The following is a 23,785-nucleotide window of genomic DNA, read 5'->3' as shown; positions in this document are numbered from 1 at the left end:
GGCCGTCAGCTGTCCTGACGGGCGATCTCGGTGATGAGCACCTCGTCGACGGGTGCGTCGTGGACCACCTCGCGCGCGGCGCCGAGCAGCGCCGACTTCAGGTCCTCGATCTTGCGCCCGGTGGTGTAGCTGCCATCGAAGCCGCCGGAATTGGCGTGGCGGAACATCACCTTGAGAAAGCTGTCGCGCAGCCGGGGCTGAACCGCCTCGAGCTCGCTCGCCGCCTTCTCGCCCTCGGTCGCGATCGACAGCGACATCACCACCATCGCGACCGTCTTGTCGCCGGCGAAGATCGGCACCACGAAGGGCTTCTCGATCGGCACATAGGCGATCTCGGCCTTCTCGCCGCCGTGCTCGCCACCCTCGCCCTCGCCCGCGACAGTCTCCGGCGCGAAGGGGTCCGCCGGCGGGCAGGGTGCCTCGGCCGCCGCACCGCCCTCGGCCGCCTTGCCGCCCTCGGCCCCGGCCGTGCCTTCGGCTCCGTGCGCGGAGGCAGGCGTGCCGTGGGCCGCCGGCGCTGCGGCGGCAGAGACGGCGGCGCAGGCGTCGGCCACCGGCTCCGGCGCGGGCTTCAGCGCCATGCCGGCGCCGACGCCCGTGCCGAGGCCGAGCAGCGCGATCAGGAGCGGGATCAGCTTCTTCAAGGCGCCGGTCTCCTCAGTAGGGCATGTAGCGGTCGACCACCTGCTGCCCGTAGCGCGGTTGCTGCGCGCTGGAGAGCTGGCCGCGGCCGCCGTAGATGATGCGGGCGCCGGCGATGCGGTCGTAGTCGACTTCGTTGTGGCGGGAGATGTCCTCGGTGCGCACGATGCCCGTCACCTGCAGGTCGCGCAGCTCGTAGTTCACCCGGACCTCCTGATCGCCCTGGATGACCAGCTGGCCGTTCGGCAGCACCTCCACCACGGTCGCCGCGACCCGCAGCGTCAGCTTCTCGTTGCGCTTGATCGAGCCCGAGCCGTTGAACTGCGAGTCGGAGTTCATCCCGACGTTCGGATTGAGCTTCATCGCGCCGGGCGGCAGGATGTTGCCGGCCCCGAAGAAGGCGTCGACGCCCGCGTCCTCGCTGCCCGAGCGCTCGCGGTCGGTAGAGTTCTTCATCTCGGCCTTGTCGTCGATCTCGATCACGACGGTCAGCAGGTCGCCGACGTTGCGCGCGCGCTTGTCGCCGAGCAGGCCGGTCGGGCCGGTGTTCCAGAGCGAGCCCTGCTGGTAGGCATAGCGCGCCGGCTGCGGCGGCGGCACGGCCAGCGCGGCGCGGTCGGGGGTCAGGATCGGCTGCGCGTCGTTGCGCGCCTGGCCGATCGAGGTCATCGCCGGCTCCTTGCCGACCGTGCCGATGTCGCAGGCGGCGAGGCCCATCAACAGCCCGAGGGCGATCTCTTTCTTCATTGTCCGACCTCGACGCTGCCGTCCGGGGTGACGGTCCCGGTCACTGTCTGTTTCGACTGGAGGTTCATCACGCGAACCGCCTCGCCCACGGCGGCGCGGTCGAGCGCACGGCCCTCGGTGATGATCGAGAGCGGGCCCTTCATGTAGCTGATCTTGACCAGCGCGTTGCGCTCGACCAGCGCGGGCGTGCCGATCTGGCTGGCGAGGATCGGGCGGCCCGGGTAGAGCGCCACCTTGGCTTCCATGCCGACGGCGGCCTCGACCGAATCGATGCCGCCGGGGGTGCCGCCGGGGGTCACGGCGAGATCGTCGGCCTCGATGACGCTCTGGCTGCGCAGCGCGCGGACCACCGTCACCGACTGCCCCTCCGGTTCGAGATCGGCGAGCGCCGGCGCGGGTGGCGGTGCCGGCACCGGCGCGGGCGGCGGCGCGTCCGCCGCGTCCGCCACGGCGGCGCGGCGGGTGATCTCCTCCAGTGTCTCGGCGAAGACGGCGCCGGCCGAGAGCAGGGCGACGAAGAGCAGGAAGAGCGCGGTGGCGCGGGCCATGTCAGCCATTCACCTCAGCGGATCTGCACCGTCGCGGCCAGCATCTGGTCGGCCGCGGTGATGACCTTCGCGTTCATCTCGTAGCCCCGCTGCGCCTCGATCAGCCCGGTGATCTCGTGCACCGCGTCGACGCTCGACGCCTCGAGATAGCCCTGGCGGAAGGTGCCGCGGCCGTCCTCGCCGGGCGCGCCCGGGCTCGGCGCGCCGGAAGCCTCGGTTTCCTTGTAGAGATTCGAGCCGAGCGCCTCGAGGCCCTTGTCGTTCGAGAAGGTGGCGAGCGTCATCTGCCCGAGCAGCTGCGCCTTCACCTGGCCGTCGAAGTAGGCGTAGACCTCGCCGTCGGCGTTGATCTCGATGTCCTTCGCGTCCTCGGGGATGGTGATCCCCGGCGCCACCGCGAGGCCGTCGGAGGTCACGATCGCCCCGTCGCCGTTGCGCTTCAGCGCGCCGTCGCGGGTATAGGCGGCGTCGCCGTTCGGCAGCGTCACCTCGAGATAGCCCTTGCCGTCGATCGCCACGTCGAGCGAGCCGCCGGTCTCGGTCAGCGAGCCCTCGGCCACCTGCACCGACACCGCGGCCGTCCGCACGCCGAGGCCGAGCTGCACGCCGGCCGGCAGCACGGTGCCGTCGGACGACGTGATCGTGCCCGGCCGTTCCGCCTGCTGGTAATGCAGGTCGGAAAACTCGGCCCGCCGGGCGTTGTAGGCAGTCGTGCTCATGTTGGCGAGGTTGTGCGAGATGACCTCGACCCGCATGTTCTGGGCCGCCATTCCGGTCGCGGCGATGTTCAAAGCACGCATGACTGGTTACTCCTTACCCCAACTGGCCGAGCGTCTTCACCACAAGGCGGATCCGCTCGTCCTCCTGATCCATCAGCTTCTGGCCGTACTCGTAGGCCCGCTGCACCTCGACCATCCGGGCCATTTCGGAGATCGGATTGACGTTCGACTGTTCGAGAAAGCCCTGCACCACGCGGCCGTCTTCCATCGGCTCGGTCGCGCTGGCCTTGAAGAGGGTGCCGGCCTCGCGCGAGACCTTGGTCGGGTCGGTCGGCTTCACCAGCCCGACCTTGGCCGCCGGCGCGCCGTCGATCGAGAGCGTGCCGTCGGCGGCGACGTTGATCGCCTTTGATTCCACCGGGATGACGATCTCGCCGCCGCCCTCGTCGAGCAGGGGGTGGCCGTCCATGTTGACGACGGTGCCGTCGGCGCTGCGGGTGAAGGCGCCGGCCCGCGTCAGCCGTTCGCCCTGCGGCGTCATCACCGTGAAGTAGCCGTCGCCCTCGATGGCGAGGTCGAGCGTGCCGCCGGTCTCCTCCAGCGAGCCCTGCAGGCTGTCGGTATAGCGGGCGCGGGCCTCGGTCATCGCCACGCTGCCGCCCTCGGCCGGGAGGGCCTCGACTTCCTCGGCAAAGATCACGCCTTCGCGGCGGAAGCCGGTGGTGGAGAGGTTGGCGATGTTGTTGGCGACGGACTGCATCTCCTTCGCCAGCCCCGACTGCCGGGTAAGGGCGACATAGCCGGCCAGGTCCATCGCATCGTCTCCCGCGCTTCTCGCGTCAACCGCGTCAGAGACGCGTGAGGGGACGTTGCGCCGGGGACGGTAAAGGAATGGTCAACGGGGGAGGGGGGGTAACCAAGGGGGTTGGGGGGTGTGCGGGGGGCACAAGTATGCGCGGGCGCAACAGATAGGGGAGGTTCGCTGACGCCGTTGAGGGCGGAGGGTAACGCAGCGGCGATCCACACGGGTAGCTAAGGAGCGCCTAGCTAGGCAGTCCGCCACTTATCTACCCACGCGTCCGCGTCTTCAACCACCGATCAAAAGCCACCGCGAGGATCAGGATCAGGCCGATGACGATCTGCTGGGTGTAGGACGAGACGTTGTTCAGCACCAAGCCGTTCACCAGCACCCCGATCAGCGCCGCGCCGATCACCGTGCCGCCGACGCTGCCGACGCCGCCGAAGAGGGAGGTGCCGCCGATCACCACGGCGGAGATCACGGTGAGCTCGTAGCCGATGCCGGCGACGGCTTCGGCCGAGTTCAGGCGGGCGGCAAGGACGAAGGCGGCGAGGCCGCAGAAGAAGCCGACGATCACGTAGACCGAGACGAGGATGCGGTCGACGCGGAGGCCCGAGAGGCGGGCGGCCTCGGCGTTGCCTCCGACCGCGTAGACCGAGCGGCCGTAGCGGGTGTAGCGCAAGGTGAGGTGGCAGAGGAGCGCCGCGCCGAGGAAGATGATGACCGGCACCGGGACCGGGCCGATGAGGCCGGTGCCCCACCAGCGCATCTCGGGCGTGAAGCCCGATATCGGGCCGCCGTTGGAGATGGTGAGCGTCAGGCCGCGGAAGATCGTGAGGCCGCCCAGGGTGACGACGAAGGGCGGGACCTTCAGCCGGGTGATGGCGAGGCCCTGGATCAGGCCGCAGAGCGCGCCGGTCAGGATCGCGGCGAGGAGGGCGGCTGCCCAGCCGTAGCCGGTGGCGGCGCCGCCTTCGAGCGAGAGGGTGTTCGCCGTGCCGCCCTTTGCCACGACGGCCGCGATCATGCCGCAGAGCGCGAGCAGCGAGCCGACGGAGAGGTCGATGCCCGCCGTCAGGATCACGAAGGTCATGCCGAGGGCGATGAGGCCGGTGATCGAGATCTGGCGCAGCACGTTGAAGAGGTTCACCGGGTTCAGGAAGTTCGGGTTCATGATCGTGAAGCCGACCATGAGCACCAGCAGGAACAGCAGCGGCCCGAAGCGCTTGAGGAGCGCGAACGGGTTGAAGGCGCGGGCGGCGTCGTCGGCCGGGGTGGTGGGCTGGGTCATGGCTTCTCTGCTCGGGCACAACGGCTGGGGCGACGGCGCAAAGGGGCACCGGCGCGTCCGCCTGGGCGGGTGCGAAGCGCCTGCCGTCGTGCCGGAGGCACGCCTTCGGCGTGACGGGCAGACAGGCGCTGCCGGTGCTGGCGCACCGGCGGGGATATGGGCGAGGTGACGCGAGAGGCCCGGGTGCCGGTCATGCCGCCGGGTTCTCCCGCGTCTCGAGCGCCATCAGCGCCATGAGCTTGTGCTCGGTCGCCTCGAGCGCGGGCATCTCGCCGGTGATACGGCCCTGGCGCATGGTGACGATGCGGTCGGACACGGCGAGGATTTCCGGCAGCTCGGAGGAGATGACGAGGATGGCGATGCCGCGGGCGGCGAGTTCGACGAGGATCTGGTGGACCTCGGCCTTGGCGCCGACGTCGACGCCGCGGGTGGGTTCGTCGACGATCAGCACCTTCGGATCGCGGGCGAGCCAGCGGGCGAGGATGACCTTCTGCTGGTTGCCGCCGGAGAGGCCGTCGATGCGCTGCTCCGGCGAGGCCATGCGGATCGAGAGCGCCCGGCGGTAGTCGGCGAGCGCCGCGCGCTCGGCCCGCTCGCGCATGATGCCGAGCGGCCCGGTGAAGCGGGAGAGCGCGGCGACGGAGAAGTTGGGCAGGATGCCCAGGGCCGCGAAGATCGCCTGGTGCTTGCGGTCCTCCGGCACGAGGCCGATGCCGCGGGCGATGGCGTCGTGCGGCGAGGTGGGGGCGAACGGCGCGCCGTCGAGGGTCAGCGTGCCGGCTGCGATCGGGTCGGCGCCGAAGATCGCGCGGGCGAGTTCGGTGCGGCCGGAGCCGACGAGGCCGGCGAGGCCGAGGATTTCCCCGGCGCGGAGGTCGAGGTCGACGCCGGCCAGCGTGATGGCGTTCGGCGCCTCGGGGTTCTTCGGGGTGACGAGGCCGCGGACGGCGAGGCGGGTGGCCCCGGCCGCGTGGCGCTCCTGCGGGCGGGCGTAGAGGTCGGCGGCGGCCCGGCCGACCATGCGCTCGATGATCGCGGGGATCGGGATCGGGCCGGGGGCGCGGGCGAGGTGGCCCGCGAGGCGGCCGTCGCGCAGCACGGTGACGCGGTCGCAGATCGAGGAGGCCTCCTCGAGGCGGTGGGTGACGAACATGATGGCGACGCCTTCGCTGCGCAGGCGGTCCATGATGCCGAGCAGGCGCGCGACCTCGGCCTCGGTCAGGGCCGAGGTCGGTTCGTCCATGATGATGAGGCGGGAGGAGAGCGAGAGGGCGCGGGCGATCTCGACGAGCTGCTGCTCGGCGACGGAGAGGGCGGAGACCGGCGTCTCGGGGTCGATGGCGAGGCCGACGCGGGCGATGATCGCGCGCGTCTCGCGGCGCATCCGGCGCCAGTCGACGAGGCGCAGCCGGGTGAGGGGCGCGCGGCCGATGAAGATGTTTTCCGCGACGGTGAGCGTCGGGATCAGCGAAAGCTCCTGGTAGATGGTGACGATGCCGCGCGCCTTGGCCTCCACCGGGTCGGCGGGGGCGTAGGGCGCGCCGGCGAAGCTCATGCTGCCGGAGCTGGGCGGCTGGGCGCCGGAGAGGATCTTGAGCAGCGTCGACTTGCCGGCGCCGTTCTCGCCGAGCAGGCCGAGGACCTCGCCGGCGCGGACGTCGAGCGAGACGCCGTGAAGCGCGGTGACGCCGGTGAAGCGCTTGCCGAGGGCGTCGACGACGAGGAGCGGCGCCGCTGCCGACGGGGCCACGGTCGAAGGCGCCACGGTCAACGGCTCCATGGTCGACGACTCCACGGGCGCGCCGGGGTTGCGGCGGGACTGGCCACGGGCGGTATCTCCTGAGGGGAGGACGGCGGCCCGGGGTACGCCCGGGCCGCGGGCGCGTCAGCTGGTCTCGCCGATGCGCTCGGCCTTGTCGAGGTTGTCCTTGCCGATGACGATCGGGGTCAGCAGCACGAGCTTCTGCTCCGGATCCTTGCCGTCGCGGGCCTTGGCGACGACGATCTTGACCGCGGTGCGCGACTGCTCGCCCGGGAACTGCTCGACGGTGCCGGCGAGCTTGCCGTCGCGCACGGCGACCAGCGCCTCGGGCAGCGCGTCGAAGCCGTAGATCGCCACGTCCTTCATGCCGGCGGAGGCGACCGCCTCGGCGGCACCGAGCGCCATGTCGTCGTTGGCGCAGACGATGACGTCGGGCTTGCCGTTGGCGGTGAGGCCCGCCTCGGTGACGGTGAGCGCCTCGGCGCGGGCGAAGTTCGCGGTCTGCTCGAAGACGATCTGGTACTTGTCCTTCACGCCGTCGAGGATGTTGTGGACGCCCTTGTTGCGGTCGATCGCCGGGCCGGCGCCGGGCTGGCCCTGGAGGTGGAAGATCTTCGCGCCGTTCGGGAAGGCCGCGAGGATGGCGTTGGCCTGCGCCTCACCGCCCTTGACGTTGTCGGCGCCGACGTGGGCGAGGATGCCCTCGACGCCATCCACCCGGCGGTCGATGGTGACGACGGGGACGCCCGCCTGCACCGCCTGCTCGACGGCGGGAGAGAGCGCGTTGACGTCGAGGGGCGAGATGACGATGCCCTTCACGCCCTGCACCAGCGCCGCCTCGATGTCGCCGGTCTGCTTCGGCGCGGAGTTCTGGCCGTCGCTTTCGATCAGCTTGACGCCCTGCGCCTGGGCCTCGACCTTGATCTGGTTCAGCATGTGGACGAAGAACGGGAAGCTGAGGCTCGGCACCGACCCGAGGATGGTGATCTCGTCGGCGGCGAAGGCGGCGCCGCCAGCCACGCCACTGACCGCGGCGAGCGCGCCGGCGGCGGCGGACGACTTGAGGAAGCTGCGTCGATTCATCGTGGTCCCTCCCTGGGATATGGTGCTGCATGGTTCGCTCTGACGGCTGCAGCGTCGCCTACGCTAGCCAGTCGGGCGGCGTCCGACAACGGGCTTGTGGGAGGACGAAAGTCGGTTCTTGCAACGGGCCCGACGCCGGGCCTGCCGGGGCCATGCCGGACCGTCAGGCCGGCGCCCGGCGTCAGCCCTCGCGGCTGCGGGTCAGCTCGACGATTGCGGCGTTGGCGTCCGGGCGCTCGGCGGGGGTGAGGTCGGCGAAGTCGATCGCCTCCAGCCGGCGGGCACGGGTCTGGGTGCGATCGGCGGAGATCTTGATCTCCTCGATGTCCTTCTGGGCCTGGCCGAAGTGGCGGTCGAGGCTGGCGACGCGGGTCGCCAGCCGCTCGGCATCCTTGTGGAGCAGGCCAAGTTCGCGGCGGATGGTGTGGGCCTCGGCGCGCAGGCGGGCGTCCTTGAGGATGGCGCGCAGCGTGTGCAGCGTCGCCATGCAGGTGGTGGGCGAGACGGTCCAGACCCGCAGGGCGAAACCCTCGCGCACCAGCTCGCCGAAATTGGCGTGCAGCTCGGCATAGACCGCCTCGGAGGGCAGGAACATCAGCGCGCCCTCGGCGGTCTCGCCCTCGATCACGTATTTCTCGGCGATCGCCTTCATGTGGGCGCGCACGGCGGCGCGCATCTGGCGCTGGGCGGCCTGCAGGTCGGCGGGGGTCCTGGCCGCGCGGATCGCCTCGTAGGGCTCGAGCGGGAACTTCGCGTCGATGACGATGGGGCCGGGCGGGTTCGGCAGCTGGATCAGGCAGTCGGCGCGCGTGCCGTTGGAGAGTGTCGCCTGGAAGCTGACGACATCGGGCGGCAGCGCGCGGGTGACGATCTCGCGCAACTGGATCTCGCCAAAGGCGCCGCGGGTCTGCTTGTTCGACAGGATGTCCTGCAGGCCGAGCACGTTGCCGGACAGCTTCTCGATGTTGGACTGGGCCTTGTCGATGGTCTCGAGGCGTTGCTGCAACTCGCCGAGGGAACGGGCGGTGCGGAGCGCGCTGGCGTTGAGCGAGTCGCCCATCGCGCGGGTGACGTCGGCGAGGCGGGCGTCGAGCGACTGCGCGAGGCGGGTCTGGGCGGCGATCTGCGCCTCCGAGACGTGGGTGAGGCCGCCGTGCAGCTGTTGCTGGCCGTCGTTCAGGGCACGGACGGCGCCGTCGAGGTCGGCGAGGTGGCGGGCGACCGGCTCGACCGCGCGCGCGGCACGGGAGGTCGCGCGGAGCAGCAGCAGCGCGAGCACGAGGACGGCGGCCGCGGCCCAGAGGCGCGGGTCGGCGAGCGAGAGGGTGAGGGAGCCGAGCTGGATCATGCCGTATCTCCGGCGGGGCGGGCGCCGGTGCCCCTGCCGGTGCGCCGGCACCGGCAGCGCCTGCCTGCCCCCCCGTTGGCGCGTCGCGCCCGCCCGGGCAGGCGCGACGGTGCCATGGTTCGGGCGGTGAGAAGAAGACGGCTCTGCATCATCGCCGCCCGAACAGCCGTTCGATGTCGTGCAGCTTCAGCTCGACGTAGGTCGGGCGGCCGTGGTTGCACTGGCCGGACAGGGGCGTTGCCTCCATGGCGCGCAGCAGCGCGTTCATCTCCTCGGCGCGGAGCGCGCGCCCCGAGCGGATCGAGCCGTGGCAGGCCATGCGGGAGAGAACCGCGTCGATCCTCGCCTCCAGCCCGCGGCCCTCGTCCTCGGCCAGCGCGTCGGCGAGGTCGGGGAGCAGGCGGCGGCAGTCGACCTCGCCGAGGATCGCCGGCGTCTCGCGGACGCAGAGGGCGTTGCCGCCGAACGGCTCGAACCCGAGGCCGAGGCGGGCAAGCTCGGTCTCGGCCTCGATCAGGCGGCCGCGGGAGGCGGCGTCGAGCTCGACGATCTCGGGGATCAGCAGCATCTGGCCCGGAACGCCGCTGCCGGCGCGGGCGGCCTTCAGCTTTTCATAGGTCAGGCGTTCGTGGGCGGCGTGGGCGTCGACGAGCACCATGCCGTCGGCGGTCTGGGCGACGATGTAGGTCTCGTGGATGTGGGCGCGTGCAATGCCGAGCGGCAGGTTGGCCGCCTCCGGCTCCGCGGCGGGCGGGTCGATGCGGGCGGACCAGCCCGCGGCCTGCGGCTCGGCGAAGCCGTCGGCGGGGCGTGGGGTCCATGGCGCCGGTTGCAGACCCGCGCGGGCGGCGGCGTAGGCCGGGCGGGGCTCCCCGCTCAAGCCCGGCTCGGAGCGGAAGCTGCCGAGCATGGCGCCCCCGACGGTGGTGCTGGCGCGGTGGCCGGCGCCGGCAAGCGTCTGGCGCAGGGCGCCGATGACGAGGCCGCGCACCACGCCGGGATCGCGGAACCGCACCTCGGCCTTGGCCGGGTGGACGTTGACGTCGACCTGATCGGGGTCGACCTCGACGAAGAGCGCGGCGGCCGGGTGGCGGTCGCGCGAGAGCAGGTCGGAATAGGCGGCGCGCAGCGCGCCGAGCAGCAGCTTGTCGCGTACCGGGCGGCCGTTGACGAAGATGTGCTGGGTGACGGCCGAGCCGCGGGAATAGGTGGGCAGCGCGGCATAGCCGGTCAGCGCCACGCCGTCGCGCTCGGCGTCGATCCTGAGCGCGTTGCCGAGGAAGTCCGGCCCGAGGATCGCGCGCAGGCGGCTGCCGAGGGCGTCGAACAGGTCGCCGGTCTCGGCCTCGAGGCGCAGGATCTCGCGGGGTGAGTCGGGGTCGGAGCGGTCGGTGAGCGAGAAGGCGACGCCGGGCGCGGCCATGGCGAGGCGGCGCAGCGTCTCGCCGATCGCCTGCGCCTCGGCACGGTCGGAGCGGAGGAACTTGAGGCGGGCGGGGGTGGCGGTGAACAGTCCCTCCAGCTCCACGACGGTGCCGCGGGCGAGCGCCGCGGGCCGCAGGGGATGGGTGTCGCCGCCGCGCACGGTCAGGCTCGCGGCCTCCGGCGCGCCGGAGGCGCGGGAGGTGACGGTGAGCCGGCCCACGGCGCCGAGCGAGGGCAGGGCCTCGCCGCGAAAGCCGAAGGTCAGGATGTTGACGAGATCGCTGCCGTCGATCTTGGATGTGGCGTGCCGCTGCAGCGCCAGGGGCAGCTCGTCGGCCGGGATGCCGTGGCCGTCGTCCTCGACGCGGAGGAGCCGCTTGCCGCCGTCGGCATAGGACACGTCGATCCGGCGGGCGCCGGCGTCGATGGCGTTCTCGACCAGCTCCTTCACGGCCGAGGCCGGGCGCTCCACCACTTCGCCGGCGGCAATGCGATTGGCCGCCGCTGCGTCGAGCTGGCGGATGGAGCGACGGCCTATGTTGGGGGTGGGCGCGTTCATGACGCTAGTGGTAGCATTGGCGCGGCGGCGGCGCCACTGAAGAATGGTTAATGGGGGACGTCTTCCCGCGCACCGGAGTCAGCGTTCGCGCAATCCTTTCACCGCCGGAACCATTGCACCGGCCGGGATGGGGAGATTGTCGCGCGGAAGGCGCCGCCCGGAGGGACTCAGTTCTGGTCCATCACTGCGGGCGGCGGCGGGGGCACCTCGATGCCCATCCGCCGCAGGCGCTCCAGCTCGGCCGGGGCGTCGAGGACCATGGGCTTGTAGACCAGCGACGCCTTGTCGCGGGTGAACATCCGCTCGAAGAACAGGCCGTGGTGGGTGGCGCGCCACTCGGCGTCCTCGGAGGCGAGCTCGGTGCGGACGTTCGGGTCCACCGGGCCGGCACGGGCCACGAGCACGGTGCCGTTCGTCGTGGCCAGCGTCGGGCGGCCGGTCAGGCCGGCGACGGCCTGCTGGAGCGGCTGGTAGTCGACGCGGTTGACCGCGCCCGGCGTCGGCGGCGGCAGGGCGGCGAGGTCCTTCGGCATATCGAGCGGCTTCGTCGGCAGGACCATGAACTCGTCGGGCGTGCTGCCGACGCCGGCCGAGCGCAACGCGCCGGCCGCGCCGCGGCCTTGGCAGCCGGCCACTGCCGTCACCGCCAGGAGCAGCGTCGCCGCCGCCAGTGTCCGCCGTGAGCGCATGATCCTCCTCGAAGCCGTCTTGCGCACCTCTAGCCTACTCGGGCAGCGGCGTCACCACCCCTTGCGCGGGGCACCGTCGTCGTCCGGGGCGTCGCCGGATGGCCGGCTCCACAGGAGCAGCAGGGCGGCGCCGGCGAAGATCGCCGCGTCGGCGACGTTGAACGCGAACGGGTTGGCGATGCCGCAGCAGCTCATGTTGATGAAGTCGGCGACCGCGCCCCAGCGCACGCGGTCCCAGACGTTGCCGAGCGCGCCGCCGACGATCAGGCCGGCGCCCACCGCCTGCGGCCAGCCGCCGCGGCGGACCCAGGCGAGCAGGCCCGCGCAGATGGCGAGTGCCAGCGCGGTCAGGATCCAGCGGCCGGCGGCGCCGAAGTTGAACAGGCCGAAGTTGATGCCCTCGTTCCACGCCATGGCAAAGTTCAGCCACGGGTCCGCGACCGGGATGTGCATCCGGTTGGCGAGGTCGAGGTGGACGACGACCCAGATTTTCGTCGCCCGGTCGATCAGGAACGCGACGAGCGCGACGAGGAGGGTTCGGGCGAGGTTCGGCATGGCTGGGGACCCCGTGTCGCTTTGCTGCCTGAGCCTCAGTGACGGAAGTGGCGCATGCCGGTGAACACCATGGCGAGGCCGGCCTCGTCGGCGGCGGCGATCACCTCGGCGTCGCGCATCGAGCCGCCGGGCTGGATCACCGCCGTGGCGCCGGCGGCGGCGGCGGCGAGAAGGCCGTCGGGGAACGGAAAGAACGCGTCCGAGGCGACGCACGAGCCGACGGTGGGCGACGTGGTCAGGCCAAGGGCCGCGGCCATGTCTTCGGCCTTGCGGGCGGCGATGCGGGTCGAATCGACGCGGCTCATCTGGCCGGCGCCGATGCCGACGGTGGCGCCGCCGCGGGTGTAGACGATCGCGTTGGACTTGACGTGCTTCGCCACGGTCCAGGCGAAGGCGAGGTCGGCGAGTTCGACGTCGGTCGGCGCCCGCCTCGTCACCACCTTGAGGGCGGCGGGATCGAGGCGGCCGTTGTCGCGCGCCTGCACGAGAAAGCCGCCCGCCACCTGCCGCCAGGCGAGGCCGGGGGCCGTCGGGTCGGGCAGGCCGCCGGTGACGAGCAGGCGCAGGTTCTTCTTGGCGGCAAAGACGGCCGCCGCCTCGTCGGTCACGTCGGGGGCGATCACCACCTCGGTGAAGATTTCGGCGATGGCGGCGGCGGTCTCGGCGTCGAGGGTCCGGTTCAGCGCGACGATGCCGCCGAAGGCCGAGGTGCGGTCGCAGTCGTAGGCGGCGCGGTAGGCGTCCGCCAGCGAGGCGCCGCGGGCGACGCCGCAGGGATTCGCGTGCTTGATGATCGCGCAGGCCGGGCCGTCGCCGGGGGCGAACTCCGCCACCAGCTCGAAGGCGGCGTCGGTGTCGTTGATGTTGTTGTAGGAGAGTTCCTTGCCCTGCAGCTGCCGCGCCGAGGCGACGCCCGGCCGGGCCGAGCCGTCCCGGTAGAACGCGGCCCCCTGGTGCGGGTTCTCGCCGTAGCGCATCGGCTGGGCCAGCGTCCCGGCGAAGGCGCGGCGCCGGGGCATCGCGTCGCCGGTGGCGCTGGCCATCCATGCCGAGACGGCGGCGTCATAGGCGGCCGTCCGGCTGAACGCGGTGAGCGCGCAGGCGCGGCGGAACGCGGCGGTGGTCGCGCCGTCGTTCGCCTCCAGCTCGGCGAGGAGCGGCGCATAGTCGGCCACGTCGGTCAGGACGGTGACGAAGGCGTGGTTCTTCGAGGCGGAGCGCAGCATCGCCGGGCCGCCGATGTCGATGTTCTCGATGCAGGTGTCGAAGTCGGCGCCCTTCGCGACCGTCGCCTCGAACGGATAGAGGTTCACCACAAGCAGGTCGATCGTGCCGATGCCGTGGGCGTCGAGGGCGGCGCGATGCTCGGGAAGGTCGCGCCGGGCGAGCAGGCCCCCGTGGACAACCGGGTGCAGCGTCTTGACCCGGCCGTCGAGCATCTCGGGGAACGCCGTGACCTCGGCCACGTCGCTGACGGGCAGGCCCGCGTCGCGCAGCGCCTGCGCGGTGCCGCCGGTCGAGAGCATCTCGACGCCGCGGGCGTCGAGCGCGCGGGCGAGGTCGAGGAGGCCGGCCTTGTCGGAGACGGACAGGAGGGCGCGCCGGATGGGGACCAGTTCGGTGGGCATGGGTTCGCGATGGCTCCGCTTCGGAAAGTCCGCCACAGACCCCCCGGGTCAGCGCGCGGCGGGCTCGGCGAGGCGGGTGAAGGACCAGGTGACCTGGCCGAGATAGCCGACCACCTCGGCGCGGACAACCACCTGTGCGGCCGGTTGTGGCGCCTGGGCCATCGCGTCGTAGTAGACGGACGGTTCGATCGAGATGCCGCCCCCGGCGGCGCGGAACATCCAGACCTCCTCGGAGGGGAGGGTGAGGATGACGAGCTGGCGGATGTCGTCGTGATCGACCTCGATCGCCGGGTGCAGGTGGAAGCGCACGGCAAAGCGGGCGCGGCCGGCCGTTCCCCCGAGTGCCGGCACCGCCCGCTCGTAGCGGTCGCGGGCGCCGGCGTCCGGCACGCTCAGGATGTCCTCGCCGCGCAGCTCGGCCCCCTTGGCCTCGATGAACAGCCGCCGCTCGTGCAGCAGGCCGAGCCGGCCGGCATAGCCGTCGTGGGTGGCGACGAGCCACTGGCCCGACGCGTCCTGCGCCTGCCGCACCGCGACGAGCGCCGGGCCCGCCTCGAGCCGCGGCCCGAACGTGCGGGCGGCGAGATCGTCGGTGGCGATCAGCGCGGACGAGAGGTCGCCGACCTCGACGGTGGAGTGGGCCGCGGTGGCGCGGGCGCGCAGCCCCTCGACCGGGCCGAAGACGTGGCCGGGGCCGGCGTTCACCACGAACGGCTGGCGCGCGACGCCGAGCTCGAAGGCGAGCGTGCCGGCGGCGCCGGTCGGCGGCGGGGCGGCCGCGTCCATTACGAGCACGGCGCGCCCGCCCGCCAGCCGCGCGAAGCCCATGGGCAGGGCCGGCTTCGGCTGGGCGGCGAGCTTCAGCTCGGCCAGCGCCTGGTCGAGGCGTTCGGGCTCGCCGCGGCCGCCGCCGTGGAAGCGCGCCGTGCCGCCGTCGCCCATGCGCAGCGGTCGGATCACCGGCACGGCGCGCAGGATCGCCTGAAGGTGCGGCGCCATGGTGCGCTGACCCGCGTCCTCGAGCAGGCGGGCGGTCCAGATCAGCAGGATCAGCGCCTCGGCCAGCTCTTCCGGCGCGCGCGCGGCGGTGCCGCCGTCCGGCTGCACCAGCGACTCGGCCAGCGCCGCCAGCTCGGCCACCGCGCCGGCGTGGCCGGGATGCGGCAGGACGAGGCCGGTCCAGACCAGCCCGCCGAGCGCCTGCAGCTGGGGCAGGCCGGGCGCGGCGTGTGGCCATGCGCGGGAGAGATAGCGCTGATGCGCGTGCAGCGCGCGCCAGAAGCTGGCGGCCGCGCCGGCGTCGAGATCCTGGGTCAGCAGCCGGGCGTGGGCCGTCCAGCGCATCGCCCGCTCGCCCGCCAGTGCCGGCTGCCAGCCCGGGCCGGACCCGCGGCCGTAGCGGCGGATCCAGTCGCCGAGCCACGCCTGCGCTTGCAGCCGGGCGCTGCGGTTGCCGAGGGCGGCCAGGTCGTCGAGCCAGCGGAACGTCTGGCGCAGCGGCTCGAGGCGCGGGTCGAGGGTCGCGTCGTTGCCGTCGGCAACGGGTGCCTGCCAGATTGTCGCCTCGCCGATCGGCTGCGCCGTCGCGAGCGCGTCCCAGGTGCCCGCAAGCAGGCGCTGGCCACGGCCGGCGTCGCCGAGCAGCACCGGCTCGGGCAGGGTCTCGGCCAGCGCCGGGTGGCGGTTCGACCACGCCTGACGCGCCCACAGGCGATTCTGCCAGGCGCGCGGCCGCCGGCCCATTTGCCCACCCAGGGCCTTGAGGGTCAGAGAGGGCGAAGGCATGTCGAGCGGACCGCGGGCTGAGGGTTGGGACTGCAGATAGCCACTCGCGGGGGGTCCTGTCACGCGTCCGTTCCCCGGGCCGGTCCCGGGGAGGTTGCGCGTGTCGGGGCCGACGGCTGGATTCTGTGCCATTCCACCGGGTTCCTAGGCCGGCGACGGTGACGGATGGGTAAACGCGCCGGGCTCACCGCGGTGGGTTCATTGGGGGCGGGCTCATTTGGGGCGGCTCCCTGCGCGCGCTCACGGCGGGCCGGCGAGGCAGGCGGCATAGAAGCCGTCGAGCCCACCCGCCGCGAGCGCGTTCGGCCCGGCAGCGTCCGACCCGCCATCGTCCGACCCGGTGTCGTCCGACCCGGGCCAGAAATCCGGACGTGTGCGGAGCGCGCCGCGGGCGTCGATCCAGTCGGCCGGCACGCCGAGGCGCGTGGGGTCTGCCGGCAGCACGCGCGCCTCCGGGTGTGCGGCGAGGAAGCGGGCGATCTGCTCCTCGCCTTCGGCGGGGAACAGCGAGCAGGTGCAGAAGACCAGGGTGCCGCCGGGTGCGAGCCAGCGCCACGCCCGTTCGAGCAGCGCCGCCTGCAGCCGGGTGAGAGGGCCGAGGTCGCGGGGCAGGTGGGCGAGGTCCGGGTGCCGCCGCAGGGTGCCGCTGGCGCTGCAGGGGGCGTCGAGCAGGATGGCGTCGAACGGTGCCTCGGGCGCCCATTCGAGCGCGTCGGCCGTGACCGTCTCGGCGGCGAGGCCGGTGCGCGCGAGATTGGCGTGCAGCCGGGCGAGGCGTGCCTCGGAGATGTCGAGCGCGGTGACGCAGGCACCGGCCGCGGCGAGCTGCAGCGTCTTGCCGCCGGGCGCGGCGCAGAGGTCGAGGACGCGCCGGCCCGCGACCGGCGGCAGCAGCCGCGCGGGCAGGGCCGCCGCGGCATCCTGCACCCACCACGTGCCGGCGTCGTAGCCCGGCAGCGCCGACACCTGCCCGGGCGCGGCGAGGCGCAGGCTGCCGGTCGGCAGCCGCGTGGCGCCGAGCGCGCCGGCCAGCGCGTCGGCGTCGCCCGGATCGCGGGGCGTGACGTCGAGGGGCGGCGGCTGGCGGCAGGCGCGCGCGATGCGCCCGGCCGCCTCCGGGCCCCAGGCGTCGGCGAGCGGCCGGGCGAGCCAGTCGGGCAGCGGCGCCTCCGGCGTCGCGTCCCAGAGGTCGGCGGCCGTGGCGATCTTGCGCGCGACGGCGTTGACGAGGCCCGCGAGCGTGCGGCCCTTGCCGGTGGAGACGAGGCGGACGGCGGCGTCGACCGCGGCGTGCGGCGGGATCAGGTCGATGCGCAGCTCGGCGGTGGCGAGGCGCAGCGCGTCGAGGGCGGGGGCGGGCGGCCGGCGGGGAACGAACTCCTGCAGCAGGTCGTCGATGCGGCCGAGGTGGCGCAGCGTCGTCGCGGCCAGCGCCTGCGCCCGCGCCCGGTCGGGCGGGGGCAGCGCGTCGAGGCCGCCGGTCTGCTCGCCGAGCGGCCGGCCTTCGCGCAGCACGCCGGAGAGGAGCCGCGCGGCCGCCTCGCGCGCGGCAAGGCCCGGGACGGCGACCGGCTGCGGGCGGGCGCGGTCGCCGCGCGCCGGGGCGCCGCGACGGGGGGCGGGGGCGCGGCTCAGGGCCGGGTCCGCCGCACGACGGGGATCGGACTGTCCCGCAGGTTGGAGCGCACCGGCATGGCGCGGGCCTGCGCCTCGAGCGCGGCGATGCGGTTCTCGACGTTCGGGTGGGTGGAGAACAGGTTGTCCATGCGCTGCCCCGACAACGGGTTGATGATGAAGAGCGGGGCCGAGGTCGGATTGCGCTCCGCCGTCGGCATCGGAATGCGGCTGGCGGCGCCGGAGATCTTGCGCAGCGCCGCGGCGAGGCCGAGCGGGTTGCCGCTGATCTCGGCGCCGAGCTTGTCGGCGGAATATTCCCGGGTGCGGCTGATCGTCATCTGGATCAGCATCGCCGCCATCGGCGCGAAGATCACCGCGAGCAGCACCCCGAGCGGGCCGAGCGGGTTGTCGCGGTCGCGGTGGCCGCCGAACAGGAAGCCGAACTGGGCGAGCATCGAGATGGCACCGGCCACGGTGGCGGCGACGGTCATCGTCAGGATGTCGCGGTTCTTCACGTGGGCAAGCTCGTGGGCGATGACGCCCTCCAGCTCGTCGCGGTCGAGCAGGCGCAGGATGCCGGTCGTCGCGGCGACGGCGGCATTGTCGGGATTGCGCCCCGTCGCGAAGGCGTTCGGCTGGTCCTCGCGGATCAGGTAGACCTTGGGCATCGGCAGGCCGGCCCGGCCGGCGAGGCGGCCGACCATCTCGTAGAGTTCGGGTGCGCTCGCCCGCGTCACCGGCTCGGCGTTGTGCATCCGGAGCACCATCTTGTCCGAGTTCCAGTAGGCGAACGCGTTGGTGCCGATGGCGAAGAGGAGCGCGATCATCATGCCGCCGGTGCCGCCGAGCAGGTAGCCGACGCCCATGAAGAGCGCGGTCATCGCCGCGAGCAGCATCATCGTCCGGACGTAGTTCATCCTCCCCCTCCCGCCTTGCGACGCCGCGCCGTCGGCTTATGATCGGCCGGGGAGCATCGCGGGAGAAGATATATGTGCGCGCAGCCGGCGGAGAAAGAGGTGCTGCAGGCCGACGGGCAGCCGGCGTCGCAGGCGGCCGAGCGACAGGCGCGGCAGGCGGCCGCGGCGGCACGCGCGCTCGCCGAGGCCGAGGCGCGCCGTGCGGCGCGGCCGGCTCCCGCGCTGCCGGCCGAGATCGGCGGCCGCGACGGGCCGGAGCCGGTGCGCTACGGCGACTGGGAGAAGAAGGGCCTGGCGGTCGACTTCTGACCGTGCCCATGGACCGCGCCTCCGCCCCGCCCGAGACCTCTCCCGCGACTTCGCCCGTCAAGCAGGTGATCTGCATCAGCTGGGGCACCAAGTACGGGCCGCCCTACGTCAACCGGCTCTACGGCATGGTGGCCCGCAACATCACGCCGCCGTTCAGCTTCACCTGCTTCACCGACGATCCCGCCGGCCTGCGCCCCGAGATCGAGGCCGAGCCGCTGCCGCCGCTCGACGTGCCGATGCCGACGGGCACCAAGGGCATCTGGCCCAAGGCCCGGCTCTGGAGCCCGACGCTGGGCAAGCTGACCGGGCCGGTGCTGTTCATGGACCTCGACCTGGTGGTCGTGGGCTCGCTCGACGACTTCTTCAGCTTCGGCGCCCCGGACGAGGTGATCCTCGCCCGCAATCCGAACACGCCGCTGGAGCGGCTCGGCCAGACCTCGCTCTTCCGCTTTCCGGTCGGCAAGCTCGTGCCGTTGCAGGAGCGCTTCCGCGCCGACCCGCAGGGCGTGGCAGATACCTACAGGTTCGAGCAGCGCTATGTCACCCGCGAGGCGCCGGGCGGCGTGAAGCTCTGGCCCGCACCGTGGGTGCGGCATTTCCGCTATCACTGCGCCCGCACGCTGCCGCTCAACTTCTTCCTGCCGCCGAAGCTGCCGGCGGAGGCGAAGGTGGTGATCTTTCCCGGCGGCCTGCTGCCGCCGCATGCGATCGAAGGCCACTGGGGGCCGAACTACCGCGCCGCGAGCCCGGGCGAGCACCTCCGCGGCCTGTTCGGCGACCGCCCGGACCCGCCGCTGCGCTACCTCCGGCACTACCTGCGGCCCGCGCCCTGGGTGGCGGAGGCGTGGCGGGAGTAGGGGGCTGCGCTGTCGATCGGACTGCCGTGGGGCAGTTGAGTGCCGGCGACCGACCGAAGCGGGCTTTCGATCGGTCGAAAGCCACGAGGGATGCAGACGTTGCGGGAGGCGCCCTCCCGCCGTGGCTGCCCCCGCTGGCGCGAATTCGCGCCAGCCTCCCGCAGGGACTGCCGCGGCCGGATTCGGTACTCATCCGTTCCGTCTTCCCCGCCGGTGGCGACCTTCGGCCGGCGGGTCGAGCCGCTTCTTCCGGCCCGGGAGATGCAGTGGCGTCTTTCCCACCGAAGCGGGCGCTTGCCGGCCGCGTCGGATCGCCGTATTGCAGAAGCGAACAGCGGAGGCCCCACCCATGTCCGTCCCCATCGTCACGATCTTTGGCGGTTCCGGGTTCGTCGGCAGGCAGGTCGCGCAACGCATGGCCCGTGCTGGCTGGCGGGTGCGCGTCGCAGTCCGGCGCCCCGACGAGGCGGGCTTCGTGCGCCCCTATGGCTTCGTCGGCCAGGTCGAGCCGATCCAGGCGAACATCCGCGACGAGGCGTCGACCCGGGCGGCGATCATCGGGGCGACCGCGGTGGTGAACTGCACCGGCCTCCTGTCGGAGTCGGGAAAGCAGACCTTCGGCGCCATCCTCGACGAGGGGCCGGCGCGCATCGCCCGGCTCGCGGCCGAAGCGGGGGTGACGCGCCTGGTGCATCTCTCGGCGATCGGCGCCGACCCGGCCAGCCCGAGCGCCTATGCCGCCGGCAAGGGCCGTGGCGAGGCCGCCGTGCTGGCCGCCTTCCCGGATGCGGTGATCCTGCGCCCCTCGGTGATCTTCGGCGTGGGCGACGGCTTTTTCAACAAGTTCGCGTCGATGGCGCGCATGTCGCCCATCGTGCCGGTGGTCGGGCCGGAGACGCGGTTCCAGCCGGTCTTCGTCGGCGACGTGGCGGAAGCGACGGCCCGCGCGGCCGCCGGCGGCGTCGCGCCCGGCACCTACGAGCTGGGCGGGCCGGAGGTGGTGAGCTTTCGCGCGGTCATGGCGCGGATCCTCGAGATCACCCAGCGCCGGCGGCTCGCCTTCGCAGTCCCCGCGGGCGTCGCGCGCGTGCCGGCGCGGCTGCTTGACCGCGTGCAACGCATGACGGGCGGACTTGTCGCCAACACGCTCGTCACGGACGACCAGATCACGCTGCTCGCCAAGGACAATGTCGTCTCGGGCACGTTGCCGGGCTTCGCCGAGATCGGCATCGCTCCGACGGCGATGGAGGCGGTGCTCGAGGACTATCTCTACGTCTACCGTCCGCACGGCCAGTATGACGAGATCACGGCGTCTGCCCGCAACCTCCGTCCCAGGACCTGACCTTGCACGAAAACGCGTTTCTGGTAGCGGCCATCCTCGGCGTGCTCGAGGGGCTGACCGAGTTCATCCCTGTTTCCTCCACCGGCCATATCCTGCTCGCAGGGCACTTCCTCGGCTTCCACTCGACCGGGAAGGCTTTCGAGGTGCTGATCCAGCTCGGGGCGATCCTCGCGATCCTGACGGTCTACTTCCACCGCCTCCTGTCGCTGTTCCTGGCCGCGCCGCGCGATCCGCAGGCCCGGCGCTTCATCCTCGCGGTGTTCCTCGCCTTCCTGCCCGCCGTGGTGATCGGCGTGCTGGCGCACGACTTCATCAAGAACGTGCTGTTCGAGACGCCGATGCTGATCGCGATCATGCTGATCCTCGGCGGGTTCGTTCTGCTCTGGGTGGATCGGCGCGAGGAGCGGCCGGTCTATACCGACGCGATGCAGTTCTCGCTGCCGATGGCGATCAAGATCGGCCTGTTCCAGTGCCTTGCGATGATCCCCGGGGTGTCGCGGTCGGGCTCGACCATCGTGGGCGCGCTGCTGCTCGGTGCCGACAAGCGATCAGCGGCAGAGTTCTCGTTCTTCCTGTCGATGCCGACCATGGCGGGCGCCTTTGCCTTCGACCTGTTCAAGAACCGAGATGCGTTGAATTCCAGCGACTTCGCGGTGATCGCCGTCGGCTTCGTCTGTGCCTTCATCGCGGCGGTTCTGGTGGTCAGCCGGTTGCTCGATTTCGTGTCCCGGCGGGGCTACGGACTGTTCGGCTGGTGGCGAATCATCGTCGGTGTCGCGGCCCTGATCGGCCTCTGGCTGCAGTCCGGCACGGTATAGGTCGGGATTGCGACCTATTTTGCCGAAAACTTCGGCACGCTGCACACGCCTTGGGCGAGATAAGTTCAAATTGGGTCAGTCGTACTGACTTTTAAATCGTTGCCAAATGATTTAGAAGCTGGCGCAATGGTGGGCGTTGGCTGGAGCCCGCCCGATTGGCGTGGGAGGGTCGGATGGCCGAACAGAAAATGCTCAAGTTCGTCAGCGTCTCCCGCGATATGCCGGCGAAGCGCAAGGCGACGGAGCGGCGCGAGGATTTCAACGAGATCTATCGCGAGTTCGCCGCGGCCAAGGCCGCCGAGCAGGCGAGCCGGTGCTCGCAGTGCGGCGTGCCCTACTGCCAGAGCCATTGCCCGCTGCACAACAACATCCCCGACTGGCTGAAGCTGACCGCCGAGGGGCGGCTGCGCGAGGCGTACGAGATCAGCCAGAGCACCAACACCTTCCCCGAGATCTGCGGCCGGATCTGCCCGCAGGACCGTCTCTGCGAGGGCAACTGCGTCATCGAGCAGTCGGGGCATGGCACCGTCACCATCGGCGCCGTGGAGAAGTACATCACCGATACCGCCTGGGAAGAGGGCTGGGTGATCCCGGCGAAGCCCGCGGCGGAACGGCCGGAGAGCGTCGGCATCATCGGCGGCGGCCCGGGCGGGCTCGCGGCGGCGGACATGCTGCGGCGGCAGGGCATCCAGGTGACGGTCTACGACCGGCACGACCGGGCCGGCGGCCTGCTCACCTACGGCATCCCGGGCTTCAAGCTCGAGAAGGACGTGGTGATGCGCCGCAATGGCCAGCTGGCCGACGGCGGCGTGACGTTCGAGCTGAACTGCAACATCGGCGAGACGATCAGCTTCGAGCAACTGCGGTCCCGCCACGACGCGATCCTGATCGCGACCGGCGTCTACAAGTCGCGCGACCTCGGCGGACCGGGTGCCGGGCTGCCCGGGATCGTCAAGGCGATCGACTATCTTACGGCCTCGAACCACCTGAGCTTTGGCGACGCGGTGCCGGCGTACGACTCGGGCGAGCTGAACGCCGAGGGCAAGCGCGTGGTGGTGATCGGCGGCGGCGACACGGCGATGGACTGCGTGCGCACCGCGATCCGCCAGGGCGCGGCGAAGGTGACGTGCCTCTACCGCCGCGACCGGGCGAACATGCCGGGCTCGCAGCGCGAGGTCGCGAACGCCGAGGAGGAGGGCGTCGAGTTCGGCTGGCTGACCGCGCCCAAGGGCTTCACCGGCGACGAGGCGGTGACGGGCGTGCGGGTGAGCCGGATGCGGCTCGGCGCGCCGGACGCCACGGGTCGGCAGACGCCGGAGGTGATCCCGGATGCGGACTATACCGAGCCGGCGGAGCTGGTCATCAAGGCGCTGGGCTTCGAGCCGGAGGAGCTGCCGAAGCTCTGGGACGTCGAGGGGCTGGAAGTCACGCGCTGGGGCACCATCAAGGCCGACTTCCTGACCAAGCAGACCAGCCTCGAGGGGGTCTATGCGGCCGGGGACATCGTGCGGGGCGCGAGCCTCGTGGTCTGGGCGATCCGCGACGGGCGGGAGGCGGCGGAGAGCATCCTCGCCTGGCTCGACACCCGTTCGGCGGCCGTTGCGGCGGAGTGATCGTGGCATGCACAACGCATGCACAGGGCATGCACGGATCATGCATACGATTTGCAGCGGCCCGGGCGCGTGGGAAAAATTCGGGTCAGTGGGGCTGACCCGAATTTCCCCTGTGGCGTTTGCCGGGCGTCAGCTTGGATCGAAGCCCGCGGCCTTGCGGAGGGCGGCGTTGATGCGGGTCTGCCAGCCCTTTCCCTCGGCCTTGAAGTGCTCGATCACGTCGGGGTCGAGCATGATGGTGACGCGGCGCTTGCGGTCCCTTTCGGGCAGCGCGGGCCGGCCGCCCTTGCGGACAAGCTCCGCTAGGTCGGCGAGTTCGGGGATCTCGAAGATCGTCCGGGCGTTCCGCATCATTTCCGGTGTGAGTTCCGGTGCGTCGTCGGGGCCGAGGTCCGATAAGTCCACGTCGTCGTCATCTTCAGCGACGCGGTTCTGGGGCATATGCGGCTTGTTCACGTCGGTTTGCCTTCCTGAAGCTGATTATCCGGTAGATGCCCGCCCGGTCGGTGAAAACGACGGCATGCAGTCGGGTGGATACGTAGCCGTACGCGAGGAAGCGGGCTTCCCCATAGTCCTTGCGGCCGTCCTCGAACACTACCGCGGTATCCCAGTCGAAAACGTGGGCGGCCGTGAAATCCACGCCATGCTTTGCAAGGTTCTCGAGCCTCTTTGCCGGATCCCACTCGTAGCTGACTTCGCTCATGCGCCCGATCAGCGCCGGCGCCGGTTAGC

Annotated in this window: 23 protein-coding genes; 5 read left to right on the top strand and 18 right to left on the bottom strand. The window is 71.9% G+C overall.

All coding sequences use genetic code 11. The features are described 5' to 3' along the window. Nucleotides 1-5: 5 nt before the first annotated feature. From QM699_RS12895 to htpX, 16 genes are all read right to left on the bottom strand, one after another. Nucleotides 6-644, bottom strand: a complete 639-nt coding sequence (locus QM699_RS12895) for a flagellar basal body-associated FliL family protein (RefSeq protein ID WP_415011506.1) — start codon at nt 642-644, stop codon at nt 6-8. Between the two features lie 13 nt (nt 645-657). Next, nucleotides 658-1,389, bottom strand: a complete 732-nt coding sequence (flgH, locus tag QM699_RS12890) for a flagellar basal body L-ring protein FlgH (RefSeq protein WP_415011505.1) — start codon at nt 1,387-1,389, stop codon at nt 658-660. After that, entirely contained in the window at nt 1,386-1,937 is a 552-nt protein-coding gene (gene flgA, locus QM699_RS12885; RefSeq protein WP_415011504.1) for a flagellar basal body P-ring formation chaperone FlgA, read from the bottom strand. Before flgA ends, flgH begins: the two co-directional genes overlap by 4 nt. Before the next feature lie 14 nt (nt 1,938-1,951). Continuing rightward, a complete protein-coding gene (flgG, locus tag QM699_RS12880; protein WP_415011503.1) occupies nt 1,952-2,737 on the bottom strand; it encodes a flagellar basal-body rod protein FlgG in 786 nt (261 codons plus the stop codon). Between the two features lie 13 nt (nt 2,738-2,750). Beyond that, nucleotides 2,751-3,470, bottom strand: coding sequence for a flagellar hook-basal body complex protein (locus tag QM699_RS12875; protein ID WP_415011502.1), 720 nt, complete (start codon nt 3,468-3,470; stop codon nt 2,751-2,753). 253 nt (nt 3,471-3,723) lie between these two features. Next, a complete protein-coding gene (locus QM699_RS12870; RefSeq protein ID WP_415011501.1) occupies nt 3,724-4,746 on the bottom strand; it encodes an ABC transporter permease in 1,023 nt (340 codons plus the stop codon). A 190-nt stretch (nt 4,747-4,936) separates the two neighbouring features. Continuing rightward, nucleotides 4,937-6,526 carry a sugar ABC transporter ATP-binding protein gene (locus tag QM699_RS12865; RefSeq protein ID WP_415011500.1) on the bottom strand — a complete coding sequence of 530 codons (1,590 nt, stop codon included), beginning with the start codon at nt 6,524-6,526 and terminating at the stop codon, nt 4,937-4,939. Nucleotides 6,527-6,631: 105 nt separating this feature from the next. After that, complete coding sequence (locus tag QM699_RS12860) at nt 6,632-7,591, bottom strand: substrate-binding domain-containing protein (protein ID WP_415011499.1); 960 nt, start codon at nt 7,589-7,591, stop codon at nt 6,632-6,634. Between the two features lie 181 nt (nt 7,592-7,772). After that, on the bottom strand, nt 7,773-8,939 hold the full coding sequence (locus QM699_RS12855; protein WP_415011498.1) for a DNA recombination protein RmuC: 1,167 nt from the start codon (nt 8,937-8,939) through the stop codon (nt 7,773-7,775). 148 nt (nt 8,940-9,087) lie between these two features. Further along, on the bottom strand, nt 9,088-10,923 hold the full coding sequence (gene mutL / locus QM699_RS12850; protein ID WP_415011497.1) for a DNA mismatch repair endonuclease MutL: 1,836 nt from the start codon (nt 10,921-10,923) through the stop codon (nt 9,088-9,090). A gap of 167 nt (nt 10,924-11,090) precedes the next feature. Next, the gene (locus tag QM699_RS12845; RefSeq protein ID WP_415011496.1) at nt 11,091-11,612 is read right to left on the bottom strand and encodes a DUF3035 domain-containing protein; all 522 of its coding nucleotides are present in this window, start codon (nt 11,610-11,612) and stop codon (nt 11,091-11,093) included. 51 nt (nt 11,613-11,663) lie between these two features. Then, the gene (gene lspA / locus QM699_RS12840) at nt 11,664-12,167 is read right to left on the bottom strand and encodes a signal peptidase II (RefSeq protein ID WP_415011495.1); all 504 of its coding nucleotides are present in this window, start codon (nt 12,165-12,167) and stop codon (nt 11,664-11,666) included. Nucleotides 12,168-12,202: 35 nt separating this feature from the next. Continuing rightward, a complete protein-coding gene (gene purH, locus QM699_RS12835) occupies nt 12,203-13,795 on the bottom strand; it encodes a bifunctional phosphoribosylaminoimidazolecarboxamide formyltransferase/IMP cyclohydrolase (RefSeq protein ID WP_415011494.1) in 1,593 nt (530 codons plus the stop codon). 48 nt (nt 13,796-13,843) lie between these two features. After that, nucleotides 13,844-15,538, bottom strand: a complete 1,695-nt coding sequence (locus QM699_RS12830) for a heparinase II/III family protein (protein ID WP_415011493.1) — start codon at nt 15,536-15,538, stop codon at nt 13,844-13,846. 282 nt (nt 15,539-15,820) lie between these two features. Further along, entirely contained in the window at nt 15,821-17,095 is a 1,275-nt protein-coding gene (locus QM699_RS12825) for an RsmB/NOP family class I SAM-dependent RNA methyltransferase (protein WP_415011492.1), read from the bottom strand. 116 nt (nt 17,096-17,211) lie between these two features. Then, nucleotides 17,212-18,114 (bottom strand): zinc metalloprotease HtpX, encoded by a 903-nt coding sequence (gene htpX, locus QM699_RS12820; RefSeq protein WP_415011491.1) that lies wholly within the window; start codon nt 18,112-18,114, stop codon nt 17,212-17,214. Nucleotides 18,115-18,186: 72 nt separating this feature from the next. On the opposite strand from htpX, the gene QM699_RS12815 reads away from it, so the two are divergent. From QM699_RS12815 to QM699_RS12795, 5 genes are all read left to right on the top strand, one after another. Beyond that, entirely contained in the window at nt 18,187-18,423 is a 237-nt protein-coding gene (locus tag QM699_RS12815; protein ID WP_415011490.1) for a DUF1674 domain-containing protein, read from the top strand. An 8-nt stretch (nt 18,424-18,431) separates the two neighbouring features. Next, nucleotides 18,432-19,280: a glycosyl transferase gene (locus QM699_RS12810; protein ID WP_415011489.1), complete on the top strand. Its 849-nt coding sequence runs from the start codon at nt 18,432-18,434 to the stop codon at nt 19,278-19,280. Nucleotides 19,281-19,629: 349 nt separating this feature from the next. Continuing rightward, on the top strand, nt 19,630-20,622 hold the full coding sequence (locus QM699_RS12805) for a complex I NDUFA9 subunit family protein (RefSeq protein ID WP_415011488.1): 993 nt from the start codon (nt 19,630-19,632) through the stop codon (nt 20,620-20,622). A gap of 2 nt (nt 20,623-20,624) precedes the next feature. Next, nucleotides 20,625-21,440, top strand: a complete 816-nt coding sequence (locus tag QM699_RS12800) for an undecaprenyl-diphosphate phosphatase (RefSeq protein ID WP_415011487.1) — start codon at nt 20,625-20,627, stop codon at nt 21,438-21,440. Between the two features lie 173 nt (nt 21,441-21,613). Beyond that, nucleotides 21,614-23,053 (top strand): NAD(P)-dependent oxidoreductase, encoded by a 1,440-nt coding sequence (locus QM699_RS12795; protein ID WP_415011486.1) that lies wholly within the window; start codon nt 21,614-21,616, stop codon nt 23,051-23,053. Nucleotides 23,054-23,182: 129 nt separating this feature from the next. Here QM699_RS12795 and QM699_RS12790 read toward each other — a convergent pair whose 3' ends face one another. Then, nucleotides 23,183-23,458, bottom strand: a complete 276-nt coding sequence (locus QM699_RS12790; RefSeq protein ID WP_415011485.1) for a BrnA antitoxin family protein — start codon at nt 23,456-23,458, stop codon at nt 23,183-23,185. Nucleotides 23,459-23,471: 13 nt separating this feature from the next. Further along, nucleotides 23,472-23,756, bottom strand: coding sequence for a BrnT family toxin (locus QM699_RS12785; RefSeq protein ID WP_415011484.1), 285 nt, complete (start codon nt 23,754-23,756; stop codon nt 23,472-23,474). Between the last annotated feature and the right edge of the window lie 29 nt (nt 23,757-23,785).

It is taken from the genome of Amaricoccus sp. (genome assembly GCF_047602525.1).
Taxonomy (GTDB): domain Bacteria; phylum Pseudomonadota; class Alphaproteobacteria; order Rhodobacterales; family Rhodobacteraceae; genus Amaricoccus.
Note: the sequence above shows the minus strand (reverse complement) of the source record. Positions and strands in the feature narration are given on the sequence as shown.

What these genes read in the sequence shown, in the direction of transcription:
- lspA (WP_415011495.1), bottom strand. Translation starts at nt 12,167, where the DNA reads ATGCCGAACCTCGCCCGAACCCTCCTCGTCGCGCTCGTCGCGTTCCTG.
- QM699_RS12855 (WP_415011498.1), bottom strand. Translation starts at nt 8,939, where the DNA reads ATGATCCAGCTCGGCTCCCTCACCCTCTCGCTCGCCGACCCGCGCCTC.
- QM699_RS12815 (WP_415011490.1), top strand. Translation starts at nt 18,187, where the DNA reads ATGTGCGCGCAGCCGGCGGAGAAAGAGGTGCTGCAGGCCGACGGGCAG.
- htpX (WP_415011491.1), bottom strand. Translation starts at nt 18,114, where the DNA reads ATGAACTACGTCCGGACGATGATGCTGCTCGCGGCGATGACCGCGCTC.
- QM699_RS12805 (WP_415011488.1), top strand. Translation starts at nt 19,630, where the DNA reads ATGTCCGTCCCCATCGTCACGATCTTTGGCGGTTCCGGGTTCGTCGGC.
- flgG (WP_415011503.1), bottom strand. Translation starts at nt 2,737, where the DNA reads ATGCGTGCTTTGAACATCGCCGCGACCGGAATGGCGGCCCAGAACATG.
- QM699_RS12870 (WP_415011501.1), bottom strand. Translation starts at nt 4,746, where the DNA reads ATGACCCAGCCCACCACCCCGGCCGACGACGCCGCCCGCGCCTTCAAC.
- QM699_RS12860 (WP_415011499.1), bottom strand. Translation starts at nt 7,591, where the DNA reads ATGAATCGACGCAGCTTCCTCAAGTCGTCCGCCGCCGCCGGCGCGCTC.
- flgA (WP_415011504.1), bottom strand. Translation starts at nt 1,937, where the DNA reads ATGGCCCGCGCCACCGCGCTCTTCCTGCTCTTCGTCGCCCTGCTCTCG.
- QM699_RS12865 (WP_415011500.1), bottom strand. Translation starts at nt 6,526, where the DNA reads ATGGAGCCGTTGACCGTGGCGCCTTCGACCGTGGCCCCGTCGGCAGCG.
- QM699_RS12785 (WP_415011484.1), bottom strand. Translation starts at nt 23,756, where the DNA reads ATGAGCGAAGTCAGCTACGAGTGGGATCCGGCAAAGAGGCTCGAGAAC.
- QM699_RS12795 (WP_415011486.1), top strand. Translation starts at nt 21,614, where the DNA reads ATGGCCGAACAGAAAATGCTCAAGTTCGTCAGCGTCTCCCGCGATATG.
- QM699_RS12875 (WP_415011502.1), bottom strand. Translation starts at nt 3,470, where the DNA reads ATGGACCTGGCCGGCTATGTCGCCCTTACCCGGCAGTCGGGGCTGGCG.
- flgH (WP_415011505.1), bottom strand. Translation starts at nt 1,389, where the DNA reads ATGAAGAAAGAGATCGCCCTCGGGCTGTTGATGGGCCTCGCCGCCTGC.
- QM699_RS12830 (WP_415011493.1), bottom strand. Translation starts at nt 15,538, where the DNA reads ATGGGCCGGCGGCCGCGCGCCTGGCAGAATCGCCTGTGGGCGCGTCAG.
- purH (WP_415011494.1), bottom strand. Translation starts at nt 13,795, where the DNA reads ATGCCCACCGAACTGGTCCCCATCCGGCGCGCCCTCCTGTCCGTCTCC.
- mutL (WP_415011497.1), bottom strand. Translation starts at nt 10,923, where the DNA reads ATGAACGCGCCCACCCCCAACATAGGCCGTCGCTCCATCCGCCAGCTC.
- QM699_RS12845 (WP_415011496.1), bottom strand. Translation starts at nt 11,612, where the DNA reads ATGCGCTCACGGCGGACACTGGCGGCGGCGACGCTGCTCCTGGCGGTG.
- QM699_RS12810 (WP_415011489.1), top strand. Translation starts at nt 18,432, where the DNA reads ATGGACCGCGCCTCCGCCCCGCCCGAGACCTCTCCCGCGACTTCGCCC.